Raw genomic sequence first — 14,723 nt, forward strand, 5'->3', positions numbered from 1 at the left:
ATGAGTGGTTACAACACCTATGAGGCGCGTCCCGCTGATGTGAAGCGGGCCGTCGAGGGGATGAAGGCACTCGCGGGTGCGCCGAAAGAGGTGCTGACGAGGTTCGAGGGGACGGAGCAGGCGGTCACCGGCTGGAACGGCGATGAGCACGACCAGGACGATTTCTACCGCCAGACCAACCCGCAGTACCTGCAGCAGAACGAGGGCTGCAAGAAGTTCCTCGGCAGTCTGACCGATTTCCTGACGGGGCTGCAGACGGCCACCTTGGAGAGCCTGCACAGCATCGACCGGACCAGCAACGCGGTCCAGGACGAGATCGGCGCGGCCAAGGCGAACGCCGGGAACTACACCGATGGTGGCCACGGGAAACGCTAGATGTTCGATATCGAGTATCCGGACGACGTCAGCAAGATGCTGTTCGTCCTCATCGGCGAAAAGCCGTTGAAGGCGAGGGCCGGCTTGGCGTGGGAAAGTCGTGACCTTTACACGGATCTCGGTACGGCCATTCTCGACCTGCGTCAGCAGATGCTGGATTCCATCGACGAGGCGAAGAGGGGCCTCCCGCCGAACGTGGCGGAGGCCTACGAGCGGGCGCTGTCCCAGTTGGTGAACAGAAATGGCGGCGACGCCATGCAGCAGTTCGCCGCGCAGATGGATCAGTACGCCGCGAACCAGGGAAAGTCCTCCCTCAAGATCCAGCAAGCCCACTTCGACATCATCATGGAAGTCATCACCCTGATGATCGAGCTGGCGATCCTGGCGGCGGTGTCCTGGCTCACCGGTGGGGCGTCGGCTTCGGAGATGATCCTGGCCCGGATGAGGTCCAGGCTGGCGATCCTGATGACGATCGATCGCCTCCTGCGGTACCTCCAGTTCTTCCCGTCGCTGTCCGAGGCGATCGAGGAGGCCATCCAGAGCCTCGCCAGTCAGCTCTTGGCGATGGCCATCAATCCCCCCGTTCAGAGGGCCGACGGGATCGACTGGAAAGACGTCGGAATCAACGCGGCGGTCGGCGGCATGGCCGCATTCTTCATCAGTCATTTCGGCACGATCTCGCACTATCTCAAGAACGCCCTGTCGAAAACCTTCAAAAATAATTTCGCCAAGGACATCTTCGGTAAGTTCGAGATCCAGTTCAATAATCCGTTCACCAAGAAAAACGTGAACAACGCGCTGTTCGACATCCCCTCGCACTTCGTGAGCGAGGGTTTCGGTGAGACGATCGCCACGGCGATCGTGCTGGGCAAGTGGGACTGGACGTCCCTCGTCGGCTCCGGCCTCAGCGCGGTATCCGAATTGTTCATGATGGGGCCCGTGGCGCAGGGCTCCCTGTCCCTGCACAACAAGACCTTCCCCGACGGGAACATCTTCACCAAGTACCAGCAGAACACCCTCGACATCCTGGACAAGCGCCTCAGCGAGGGCAACGGCACGGTCACCTCGGACTTCGGCCAGAAGAACGTCACCCCCGCACCTCCCGTCCCCCCTCCCGCGACCACCGGCTCCTCCGTTCCGCCCGCTCCCTACAACCCCGCCACCGGAGCAGACGGCACACCGGTTCCCCGGAACAATCCGGTCGACTACGATGCCTCGGACACCTCGTCCATCACGTCATCCAAGTCGTCGTACGAGCCCTCCCTCTTCGAGCCCACGGGCTTCTCGGACACCTCGTCGGTCACGTCGTACGACGGCAGCACCGACGGCGACACGCCGGACTCGTTCGCGCCGCGGCCCTCCGCGCTCACGCCGCCCAGCAGCCTGACCGCTCCGAGCGCCGCGGCCGGCTATCTGAAGAGCCCGGACCTCCTCAAGGATCCGAACTCCCTCAACACCTCCCCGGAGTTCCAGAACATCGCGTCCGTGCTGGACATGCCGGACCCCATGGCCCCGCTCGCCGGTCCGGACGCGCTGAAGACGCCGGACGCGCTGAAGACGCCGGACGCGCTGACCAGCCCGAGCCCCCTCACCAGCCCGAACAGCCCCGGCGCGCTCAACAACCCCGCCGCGCTCAACAACAACTCCGCCGCCCTGAACGGCCCGCCGTCCAGCGTCCCGACCGTCTCGCGGCCGGACGGCGAACTCGCCGACGACGGCAACCTCGACGCCACCGAGGAGTCCCCGGAGAACCTCGCGGACGCCCCGCACCATTCCACCGGACCCCAGAACGGGATGCCGGCCAAGAACCCGGCTCCGAACTCCCTGCCGCACCAGGCCCCCGCCGGGCAGCCCCACCCCCAGCAGGGCCCGGGGCAGCAGGACGCCCAGGGCACACAGGACGGGCCGCGCGCCGACACCGCCCCGGGCACCGACGAGAACGCACCGCACCCCGGCGACGCCCCGCGCCTTCCCGGAAGCGGCATCCCGGGCGCCCAGCACCAGGACGACATCGTCCGGGCGCGCGGCACCTACACGGACGCGCTCACCCGGTACGCCGACGCCATCCGCACCGTCGACCAGCTCGGCGGCGACACGGAGACCGGGCCCGGCACCGGCGCGGACACCACCGTGGCGCTCCCGGAGGCCCAGGCCCGCGCCCAGCAGGCGCACGGCCAGCTGGTCGACGCCGCCGCCCGGTTGCGCGACCTCGGCATCCCCCCGCACGCCGCGCACCCGGACGAGCCCGGCCACGCCCCGCCGCAGCCCCAGCGCACCGACGCCCAGCGTGAGTGGATCGCGCATCAGCTCACGGCACAGGACCTGCCGGACGGCCTGGCGGAGGACCTGCTCCAGCTGCACGGCCCGGACGCCACCGTCACCCCGGCCGTGCTGCGCGCGGCGGGCGTCACACCGGGCCCCGAGCACGAAGTGGCGGCGGCGTTCCCCGGCGCGCGGATCCCCGTCAGCGCGCTGGACCCCGTCGACCAGGTACGCCTGCTGATGGCACAGCCCACCCCCTGGCCGGCGGCGGTCGACACCGTGGCGGCCAACGCGTCGCTGCGCCTGTGGGACGGGGCGTACGCGGACTTCAAGGACGCGGCGTCGAACGGCGATCCGCGCCCGGCGGCGACACCGCAGCCCACCACCGCACCGCAGCCGGCCGAGGCCGATGTCGACCGGGCCTGGGACAGGGCCGTCGCCCTGGTCCTGCCGCTGGCCTCGGCTCCCGTCCTGGCGGACTCCCGCCACGCCGAGGCCACGTACCGCGACGCGGTACGGCAGCTCGCCGGCCACCTGCTGAGGAACGGAGTGGACGCGCCGTCGGGCCTCGCGCTGGCCAACACGCTCCGGAAGGACCTCGGCCAGACGCCCCTCGCCACCACCCCCGGTGGCACCACGACGCCCACCGAGCCGAGCACCCCGGCCGCCCCGCTCCCGCCGAGGCCGACCGCGACCACGTCCAGCGACCTCCCGGCCGACCCGGCGCCCACCCCGGAGCGGTCCACCACCGACACCTCGGCGGCCGCATCCGACGCCGCGGGCCGCGACGTTCCCGCCACCGCCGACGCCACGCGTACCGCCCCGGTGGCCGCGGACCCGGTCGCGGAGCTGGCGGCGCGGCTGCCGGACATGGCACCCGCCGACCGGGCCCGGGAGCTGTCGCTGCTGTCGTCCGCCGACCGCGAGCGGCTGGCGTCCGACCGCGCGCTGGTGGACACGTTGCACGAGAGCCTGTCCGCCGCGGAGTTCGCAGCAGCCGCCGCCCAGTTGATGGTGCAGATCCCGGCCGGGGTGGACCAGCCGGTGTCGGCGCGGCGCGAGGTGCTGGATCAGATCGCGCGCATGCTGCGCGACTCCGAGGTGGCGGTGAAGCTGCTGAAGGACGGCGCGCGCGTGGTCGTGGTGCCGAAGGGCGAGGCGATGACCTCGCTGGACCCGTTCCGTCACCTGGCGGGGACCACGACATCCGACGGGCGCCCGTGGGAGGAGGTACGTGGCGCCGGGATGCTCACCGCGGGCGTGACGGAGGAGAACCTGCTCGGTGAGGTGACGTCCGCGCCCGCGGAACGGCGCTCCTACCCGGAGGGCTACTCCACGACGACCCACGAGTTCGCGCACACCCTCCACAAGTACGGGCTGTCGCCCGCCGACCAGCAGCGCATCCGGAACGCGTACCACGCCAAGCTGGCCCAGGGGGACGCCGCGGTCTGGCCGGACGGCCCGTTGCACGACCCCTCCGGCAAGCGCAAGCAGCCCAACTACTCGTCCCTCGACGAATTCGAGTACTTCGCCCAGGTCACCAACGCCTACCTGGGCACCAACGGCGGCAGGGACGGGTTCACCAAGCAGCGGCGGAACAACGGGCCTGCCTGGGTGCGGCAGCACGAGCAGGCGTTGCTGCCGCTGCTGGAGCGGCTGTACGGGCCCGACCCGGAGGCCGTGCACGCGCGGCCGGCGAACCAGCTCGCCGGCCCGCGGAAGGAGAACTGGGTCTACGAGGGGTACCGGGCGTTCTGGGACCGTGCCGAGGGCACCCACCAGCCGCAGCCCCACGACCTCGCCCCCGTGCCCGAACCTGATCCGGTCCCCGCCGCGGTCGCGGGTGCGCCGGCGACGAGCGCCCTGGCTCCGCCGCCGGCGAACCAGCCGAACCACCAGCAGCAGCTGCGGAGTGTGCTGGAGGCCACGTTCGGGCCGGACGTGGCCGCGCACCAGATGTTCCCGCAGATGATGAATTCGCTGGCGCTGGTGGACGCGGCGCGTGCGCGGGACGCCCGGTTCGGGACCGGACCGATCGATCTGGAAGGGATCGCGCGGCGGGTGCTGCACATGCCCGGTTCGGTCTCGTTCACCCCCGAGACCGCCTTCCAGTTCTTGTCGGTGATGGCGAGCGCGGAACGGCACAACCGGGCCGGAAGCCTGGCGGCGGTGGCGGCGTATCAGCTCGAGAAGAGGGGGGCTCTCGCAGCCCCGACGGCGATGACCGCCCCTGACGGCCGGCCCCTGGGGCGGAACTGGATGGGGCGCCCCATTCCGGAGCTGCACCTCGACGACCTCGCCATGAGGACCGAGACCGGTGGGTGGGAGGTGAAGCCCGCGCCCTGGAGCGGCCAGGCGGCTCATCTGGTATTCGCGGATACGGCGGACAACGGCTCGCTCGTGGTGCGTGACGGCCAGGGGGCGACGGTCGAGGTGGACCACGAGGAGTTCGCGGAGCTCGTGGCGCACGATCCGGCCCGGCCCCAGGGCGCACCGGTGCTGCTGCTGGTGCCCGGCGCCATCGGCGTGGGGACGATGGAGTTCGAGCGGCTGGTGGCGGACCGGTCGCAGGCTCGGGTCTGGTCCACCGACGGCGACTTCCGGTTGCAGCCCTTGGGCGACGGCACCAGCCGCCGGGTGCTCGCGCTGGCGAATGACAACCCGCGGCAGGTGGCGGTGGGCACGTGGTTCCCCCACGATCCGGGCATGGTGATCCCGGGCCCCCGGGGTCAGATCACGGCGACCAACGGGACGGTGTTCCAGGACGACGACATCCAGTCGTACGCGCTGACCACGGTCGACGGACAAGCGCTGACCGGACGGGTCTTCCTGAACGCGAAGGACATGGCGGCCCTGGAGGACGCCCTTCGCACCGTGTCGGTCATGGCGCACTACACGGATTACGACGAGGGACTCGTGGGCGTCGCTGCCCCCCGGGAAAGCGAATTGCGGACGCTGCCCCGGTCGCTGACCGGTGCGTTCGTCGCGGTCGGGCACGGGGACAGGGGCCGTGCGGTGGTTCCGATGGTGAGCACGGGACAGAACCACACCGTCTCGCCTGAGGAGATCGGCAGGCTGCTCGCCCGGGACCCGGTGCTCCTGTCGATGCCGCCGGACGCGCCGGTGTGGCTGCTGTGGTGCGAGATGGCGATGGTCGGGCCGGGCAAGGACCGGCTGGCGCGCACCCTCGCCGCGCAGGAACTCGCGAACCAGACCGGGCGGACCGTGTATGCGATGGAGGCGCAGACCACGGTGGAGACGGCGGAGCGGGGCATGCCGCCTCGCCTGATCAAGTTCGACGATCCGGACCGCCCCAAGCACCGCATCCGGGAATTCCGCCCCGAGCCGCAGTGGGCGAACCTGAACGCCTGGGCCGATCGGGCGGGGCTGCCTGCGAACCTGCCGCAGAGGACCACCCGGATGCTGCGGTGGGTGCGGGCTCTGCGGGAGACCCACGGCCCCGACGTCGACACCGCTCCGCAGCGGGCGGCGGAGTTCCAAGGGCTGATCCAGGGCTTCGCGGCGTGGGAGCGGGCACGCCAGGGCGCCGGCCCCGTGACCTGGAGCGAGCTGGAGCAGACGGTCGCGGCGTATGCCACGCAACGGGGTCTCGACCCGGCGGTGACCAACGAAACGTTGACGAGGATGCTCGGCTCGTGGAGCAGGGCCCAGCAGCACCAGGGTGCGCACGCCGCGCCGGCCCAGGCGCCGCGTGCCGCGGCCCGTCCCGCGCCCGCCGCGACGTTGCCGCCGGCCAGGCTGGACTTCGCGCCGGGGTCCACGGCACTGTCCGAGGACGCCATGGCGGACCTCGATGTCCTGGCGCACGAGGTGGCGCTGGACGCCCTGGACAACTGGAACGCGGGGCGGCCGCTGCGCGACGGTGTGATCACCGGCTACGGCGAGGGCCCGGCGCCCCGGGCTCTGGAGATGGGTCAGGCGCGCGCGGAGGCGGCGCGCACCTGGTTCCTGGGGCGCCTGGACGAGGTGCTGGCCGGATTCCAGGCGGACGTATCGCCCGAGGACCGTCTCACCGCCGGTCATTTCACCGTCGTCAGCCGGGGCCAGGGCGGGAACGCCGGTCCGGCCGCCACACCCGGCGGCGCGAGCCCCGAGACGCCGCGGACGACGGTCGAGTTCGTCACGCCCCCCGCGATGCGCACCGTGACCGGGACCGGGGTGTGGGCCGCGCCGCGCTTCGACAGGTTCGTCAGCACCGCCGGGAAGAAAAAGAAGCCGTCGGGGGCGAAGGCGAAGCAGACCGCGCCGCCATCCGGGGAGTCCAGCACCGCCGCTCCCACCGGCGCGATGGCGTCACTCTCGTTGTCGGCGCAGGGAGGCGCGCAAGGAAGCTGGGGGCCTGTCGCCTCGGTGCTGCCGGTGTCGGCCGCGACCAACTTCACCGGGGATGCCGTCAAGCCCAACGACAACCAGCGCAGGCGGATCCGGGAGCTGGTCGGGCGTGTGGTGGAGGCGGGCGCCCGCAATGTCCTCGCGGGCCTCCCGGGGCCGCGGCTGGTGGTGACCGGTTATGACGGCGACGGCCGGGTGTCGACGTCGGGTATTCCGGGGCAGCGTGTGACGGAGGTGGTGGAGGCGTATCGCACCGGGCTTCAGCGGCCGGGTGCGGAGGGTACGTTCACCGTCGCCCCGTCCGGCCGGAAGCCGGGGGAGACGTCCGGGCAGGGCGCCCCCGGGCGGGTGGTGGTCGAGTTCGAGCTGCCGCCGGGGTCGGCGGCGGTGCACCGACTGGAGGAGTTGCGTCAGGCGGATCCGGGACTGAAGGACGGGCCGTTCGATCCCGTGCCGCTGGCGCGGAAGATCCTGCACCTGGATCCGTCCGCCCCCGTGGACGCGGCGGTGCGTGATGAGCTGTACGCGCTGGTCGGCGAGGCGATGGCCGGGGGGCGGGACCGGAACCTGGCGGCGCTGGCCGCGTTCCACCTCGTCCGGCGGGGCGATGTGCTCTCCGAGCGGACCCTGGTGTACTCGCCGGATGACGGTTCGGTGGTGGGCCGTAGCTTCAAGCCCAATCAGCCTCCGCCGCCGGCCGTCAAAGGGCCGGACCAGGCCGGCAGCAACCGTCCGTACCTCGTGGAGGCGGAGGGCGGGCGGGACCACATCGTGGTGCCGTGGCCGGGCGGTTCGACGCGCCGGGTTCCGGGGGATGAGGTCGCCGAACTCATCGCCATGGACGAGGAGCTGGCCAAGCGGGGCCCTCGGGCCCTGGTGACGCTGGTGGTGCCGCACGCGGGTGAGGGCGGCCTGGACATGCCGCGGGGCATCTCCGCTGTGGTCGGCCGGCAGCTGATGGCGCACAGCGGTACGCCCCAGATGTTCTTCGACCCGGCCACCAAGCGGTTCCGTCTGCCGCCGGAGGACCGGCGGCAGACGCATGGAGAGCCGCTGGGCAGGTGGATCACGGTCGGCCCCGACGATCTGGGGCCGGACGGCGCGTGGGCCAAGGAGGGGAACGGGTTCATCCTCCTGGCCGACGGTTCGAAGCTGATGGACTTGGACGTCAAGAGCCTCACCCTCGCCGCGCCCGGGACCAACCGGTCCTACGGGCGCGCCGTGTTCACCGACGCCGACGTGATCGAACGGGAGCCCCTTCTCAGGGACCTCCATAACGCGCAGTTCGCTCACTTCGACCCGGTCACCGGGGGCGGTGGCTTCGGGATGCCGCTCAGTGCTCCGCAGGACGCTCCGTGGAAGGGCCGGGACGCCTACCACTTCGTGCTGCACGGCCTCCGGGGCTGGTTCTTCATGGTGGACGCCACGGGTGATGACGGACACGGCGTGCCGAAGGTCACCTCCGGTGAGCAGGTCGGTGGCTACCTGAAGCGCCGCCCGAGTGTGCGGGCGCTGGCCAAGGGGACGCCGATCGTGATGGAGTCGTGCTGGGGGAACGCGGCCTTCCCCGGGCCTCCCGCCACCCTGCACGACGGTGTCGGCGGAATTTTCGTGTCCAACCCGTTGACGACCATCTCCCAGGCGCAGAAGGCGGCCAACGCGCTCGGTGAGGACCACCCGTTGATCGCCCCCAACCGGGTGCACGTGCTCGCGGGCGACAGCGGCACGGGCAATTTCGTGCATGGCATCGTGGCCACGTCGCGGGGTGAGCTGGGGGAGTGGGAGGAGCTGCGGGCGGAGCCGGAGCCGGAGGTGCTGGATCGGCTGGCGCGCGGGGTCTTCGGCATGGACGCCTCCGATCCGGTGCCGGAGGAGGTCCGGGACAACACCCTGCTGCTGGTGCGGGCGCTGCGCGAGGTCTTCGGCCACGAGGTCGAGGACGGCCGGGACGATCCGTCGGGGGAGTACCAGAACCTGCTGCGCGGGATCTGGGCACTGGACAGCATGCGCAACGTCGATCCGCAGCTGGCCGAGGCGGGGCCGTTCAGCCTGGATCTGCTGGATGCCGTGGTGCGGGCCCGGCTCGAACAGCTGGGGACACCCAAGCCGAGGCCGGTTCCCTTCGCCGACGCCGCCGAGCTCCGGAACGCTGTCCGGGAAGTGCTGGACCAGGCGAACAACCGTCTTCAGAGCGCGTCCGGTCCGGTGACCCTGCACGACTTCGTGCCGCTCAACATCCTCGACCAGGCCAGCGGCATCATGGGGCGTCTCAACGCGCAGAGCCTCGGCGCCATGGGGCTGCAAGCGCTTCCCGCTCCGGGTGACGCGCGTCGGCCGCTGGTGTTCTGGGCGCTCGCGAAGGCCATGCAGGCGCTGCGGACCCAGCCGGACCCGGACGCCTGGGCGGCCAGGATCCTGCACGTGGTGGGTACCCCGTCCGACCCGGGCGCGCTGCGCCGGATGGCCCTGTGGGTGATGGCGGGGGCCGCGTTGAACGGCGTGGACGTGTACGACCCGGTCGCCCTGGCCGCGTACCACCTCAAGCGTAACGGGCTGCTTTCCCCGGCCACCGCGCTCAACTCGCCCGCCGGCACGCTGACGGGGCTCAACCTGACCGGCAGGCCGCTGAGCGGCCCGCTGGCCACGGACACCTACCGGATAGCGTCCGACGGTACGACGACGGGCGGTGAGTCCCGCGCCATCGCGCCCCCGGCGTTCGCACTGATGGTCGACGGCGATCGGGACCACGTCGAGGTTCCCTGGCCCGGCGGTGCCACCCGCAAGGTGCCGTACGAGGAGATCACCGCGTTCGTCGCGCAGACCCTGCGGACCACCAACCTCACCAGACCGATCATTTTGATCGGACCGGACGACGGTCCCGGGGGCGCCGGGATGGCGGATGCCCTGGCCGCCCGGGAGGGGACGGCCAGGACGGTGCTGAGGCCCGCCCACGACGTGGCGGTGGTCAAGGACACCAAGACGAACCGGAACGTGCTCGTACTGAAGGGGGACCCGGCGCAGTCGAAGCCGGAGAACGACTGGGAGCGCACCAGGCCTCCGGCGCTGACCGGCGGACAGGCCCCCAGGCAGCTGATCTCGCAGGGCTCGTCCCCCGTTCCCGGAGAGGGCGGGTCGGACACCGATTCCGGCTACGACAGCGCGCCGGACACCGACGCGCCCGGCCGCGACCCGCTGGCGTCGCGCGACCCCGTCAGCCTGTCCTCCTCCGGTGCGCAGATGCCCGGCATGGGCCAGGAGTTCTCGCTACCCGTGCACACCGCGCCGGTGACCGGCCCGGCCTCCGGGCCGGGGCCCGAGCCGGCGCCGCTGACCACCCTCCGGTTCGCACCGGGGGCCACCGGCCTGTCCGAGGACGACAAGGACGAGATCGCGGAGCTGGCGTACGAGGTCGTCGCGGCGGGCATCCGGAACCAGCGCGCGCGGCTGCCGATGCCCGCGGGTGTGATCACCGGCTACGGCGAGGGCCCGGCCGACCAGGCGGCGGAGATGGCCGAGGAGCGCGCGGAGTCGGTGCTCGACGAGTTCATCCACCAGCTCACCCAGACCCTGGACCAGCTCCAGGCGGGCGTACCGGCGGCGAACCGCCTCACCGTGGAGCACTTCGACTTCACCGACCGGGCCCGCGGCCGCGACGTAGGAAGTCACCCCGCGCCGGGCACGGCGAGCCGGGAGGAGCTGCGGCGGCAGACCACGATCGAGGCCATCTCGCCCGCGGCGCTGCTGGACACGCTGCGTCGCCAGGACCCCGCGCTGCGGTACGGCCCGTACGACGCGGACGCGCTGGCCCGCAGGATTCTGCACCTGCCGCCGAACACCCCGGTGGACGACGCGGCGCGCGCCCAGATGTACGGCCTGGCCGTCGAGGCCCACCGAGCCAACCGGGCGACCAGCGTGACGGCGCTGAGCGCGTTCCACGCCGCCCGGCAGGGCGTGTTCCGCTCGGGCCGCCGCTTCGTGGCCCCCGCCCCCCAGGGACAGAATCCGAAGGTCACCGGCGTCGACTGGCTGGGGCTGTCCGACAAGGAGCTGTCCACCGCCCGGATCAGGGTGACCAGGGTCCCCAAGACCGGGGCACCGACCGAGGAATGGGTGGACGCCCCGTGGCCGGACGACGCCTACGTCATCGCCGCCGCCGGTGCCCACGACAAGGTCACCGTGCCGTGGCCGGACGGCACCACCCGGGACCTGGACATCGACGAGTTCGTCGAGCTGATGACGTACGACCCGGAGCTGGCGAGGCTTCCGGAGGACACGCCGGTCGTGCTCGTCGTCCCGCACGCCGGCGACCGCGACGTGGAGCTGCCGCGCAAGCTCGCCGCGCGCCTCGACCGCCTCGTGGGGGCCCACAGCGGTGAGGTGACGGCCAGGCCGGGCGACGACGGGCGGCCCGTCATCGCCCTGACCCACCGGGAGGGGCGCCCGAGGGGCGACTGGGCCGTCAGCGACGAGGACATGGCGCCCGAGCCCGGCGAGAACCTCCCGGACTGGTACCGGAAGGTGGTGTCCTCGCCCGCGATCAGCAGCCGCACGGGCCGGCAGATCGGCCGGACCTCCCTCGCGCCCCATGAGCTGGCCGACTACGAGCCGGCCCTCCGCCGTGCCCACCGGATCAACAAGTTCGTCCACTTCAACCCCGCCACGAAGACCTACTCCCAGAAGATCCGTACCCAGCGGCAGATCAAGCCGGGGGCGCGGATCCGGACCTTTGTCCTGCACGGAGGCCCCGGCTACGTGGTCTTCGAGCTGGAAGGCGGCAAGACGCACCGCGCCGAGGGCCTGGAGGGGCCGCGCTGGCTCAAGAGGCGCAAGAGCTTCTCGAATCTGGACAAGGACGACTGGCTGATCCTGCCCGCCTGCTGGGCGGGTAGCGCCGTGGACCGCGGACTGCCGGCCCTGATGTGGCACACGGAGGCCGCCCCCAACGCCTTCGTGCCCGACCCGCTCGCGGACGTTCCCCTCGGACAGCTCTTCTCGAACGAACTCCACGTCAAGGTGAGCGCCTCCACCCGTCACGCCGCGCTGGCGTGGCACGATGCCGAACTGGTCCGGCTGCTGTACAGCGACCCCCAGGGCAACACCTCGTCGGAGATGGACTTCTTCCCGGAGCCCGACGCTGGGGAACTGGCGCTCCGGGCGCGGGCGGCCGGATTCCACGACGGGCCGGGAGAGCCGTCCCCGGCGGCGCTGGAGCGGACGCTGCGCCTGGTGCGGGCGCTGAAGCTCACGCTCGGCAACGAGGTCGACGACGAAGTCCGGATCGAGGAGAACGAGGAGTACGCGGAGCTGCTGCGCGGCGCGGCGGCGCTGGACCGCATGTGGAAGGCCGACCCGCGGGCAGCCGGTCCCAAGCTCTTCACCCTGGACCTGCTCGAACGGATCGTCGCGGCGCGCCCCGAGGGCGGACCGGACCCGGACGAGGCGTCCTACCGCGCGGTGCTCACCGCGGCGGCGGGGGCCGCCCCGGGCACGCGCCTGGGCGACTTCGTGACCCTGCCCGTCTCGGTGGACCGGGCCGCCGCCGGGGCGACCCGGGAGGAGGTGGCGCAGGCGGCCGTGCCGGCCCTGGGGCTGTCCGGACCGGACCGGGTGGGGGAGGCCGAGGTCTCGCGGATGTTCTGGGCGCGGGTCAAGGCGCACGAGGTGCTGCCCGGGCCCGGACCGGACCTGGACGCGCTCACGGCCCGTGCGCTGCACCTGGACCCGGCCGAGGTGGACGACGAGTGGCGCGGCAGCCTGGAGTCCCTGGCCACCATCGCGTACGCCGTGGGCCGTGACGCGTCCGACCCCGTGGCGCTGGCGGCGTACGACCTGGAGACCGAAGGCGCGTTCTCCGCCGACACCGAGACGCGCCTCCGGGACGGCGGGAGGGTGGCGGGCCGGGACTACTCGCCCAAGCAGAAGGCGCCGTTCATCGACCTGACCCGGGTCATGACGCCGGACGGGCTCTCCGCACCGGCGTGGCAAGCCGAGGACGAGACGCCCTACGTGGTGCGCGCCGCGCTGGACCCCACGGACCCGGCCCACTACATCTGGCTGTACTACGACGGCCTGAAGCGGCGCGTTCCGGTCGAGGACTTCATCGAACTCCTGGCCAACGACCGTCGGTTGCTCAACACCGACCTCAAAGCCCCGCTCCTGCTGGCCATCCCGGAGCTGGACCGGCTGGCCCCCGACGTGGCGACGCGCATCGCGAAGCGACTCGGCAGGGTCACCTACTCGACCGCGTACCCCCTCGCGCTGTCCCAGCCCGGACCGCAGCGGCCCCCGGCCCTCAGGCTGCGGACCTCGCCGCACTTCGCGGACGCGCCGACGGCCAAGAGCTTCACCGCCAAGCGTCCGGTCGAGGGGGTGCCGTCCCCGGCGGGCCCCGCGTCGCCGGCGCCCCTGGCGGCCGGCGCCCCGGACGCCGCCCTCCCACGGCCGGACACCACGCCGCCGGTACCCGGCTCCGACCCCGTTGTCCTCACGGACAGCGAGAGCGGCAGCGACACCGAGTCCGTCTTCGACCCGGCCTTCGGCCTCGACTCCGAGACCGCGTCGTTCTTCGGCCTCGACGAAATGCCGCCGGCCGCGCCGGAATCGCGGACGCCGCCCGACGACCGGCCGCTGCCCGACGACCAGCCGGTGGCGCGGGCGTCGTCCGGGCAGGCCATGCCCGGAGTGGGCGGCCAGGTCACCCTGCCGGTGCACACCGCGCCGGTCACGAACCCGGTCGCCGCGCCCGCCGCCACCGCGCCGCCGATGACGACGGTGTCCTTCGCGCCGCGGTCCGACGAGCTGTCCAAGGACGCCCAGAGGACGCTGGGACGGCTGGCCTACCAGGTGGCACAGGACGCCCTGGCCAACCGTGACCGCGGGCTCCCGCCGTCCCCCGTGATCCTCACCGGGTACGGCGAGGGCACGGACGCCCAGGCGGACGCGGAGGCCGACGCGCGGGCCACGGCCGCGCTCGACGAGTTCACCGAGGACCTGGACCTCGCCCTGCAGCACATCCAGTCCAAGGCCCCCTCGCAGGCGACCGCGCTGAAGGCCTCGGACTTCCGCGTCGAATGGCGCGGCCATGGCCGCTACGTCGGGCAGCCCACCCCGGCGGGCACGGACGTGGCGGCGCTGCGCCGCAGGGTGACGGTCGAGGTCGTCCCGCCGCTGGAGCTGTTGAACGACCTGCGCACGTCCGACCCCGCGTTGCGGCACGGCCCGCTGGACGTGGACGCCATGGCCCGTCTCCTCCTCCACCTGCCCGCCGGCGCCACGGTCGACGCCGATGTCCGCGATCGGCTCTACGACCTGGTGACCTCCGCGTACCTGGACGGCTGGGCGGACAGCCTGGGCGCGCTGGGCGCGTACCACGTCGCCCAGCAGGGAGTGCTCTCCAGCAAGCGCAAGCGCCACTTCACGGTGGGTGGCCGGCGCTTCCCTGGCCTCAACTGGGGCCCGGAGACGGTCCGCGCGCTGCGCACCAGCAAGGTGGCGGTGATGCGGCGGCGTTCCGACGGCAGCGTCGAGGTGACCGGTGAGCAGGACGCCCCGTGGCAGGGGGCGTCGCGGCCCTACGTCGTGGAGGCGGGGGGCGGTCACGACCATGTGACGGTGCCCTGGCCGGACGGTACGACCCGGGACCTGACCATCGACGAGTTCGTCGAACTGGTCGCGCGCGACCTGGAACGGGCCCGCCTGGACCCGGACAGCCCCCTCGTGCTGGCCGTGCCCCG

General features: G+C 72.3%; 2 protein-coding genes (1 of these 2 cut by a window edge). Both read left to right on the forward strand.

Annotation, left to right across the window (positions count from 1 at the left end; all coding sequences use genetic code 11):
* Positions 1–375, forward strand: coding sequence for a hypothetical protein (locus ABZ562_RS05005; RefSeq protein ID WP_361474163.1), 375 nt, complete (start codon positions 1–3; stop codon positions 373–375).
* A protein-coding gene (locus ABZ562_RS05010) for a lonely Cys domain-containing protein (RefSeq protein WP_361474166.1) crosses the window boundary here: on the forward strand, positions 376–14,723 show its start. 81,331 nt of this gene lie beyond the right edge of the window; the window shows 14,348 of its 95,679 coding nt (coding positions 1–14,348); it begins with the start codon at positions 376–378; its stop codon lies off the right edge, out of view.

It is taken from the genome of Streptomyces sp. NPDC019937 (genome assembly GCF_040631655.1).
Taxonomy (GTDB): domain Bacteria; phylum Actinomycetota; class Actinomycetes; order Streptomycetales; family Streptomycetaceae; genus Streptomyces.

Coding starts and splice junctions, on each gene's coding strand:
- ABZ562_RS05005 (WP_361474163.1), top strand. CDS start 1: ATGAGTGGTTACAACACCTATGAGGCGCGTCCCGCTGATGTGAAGCGG.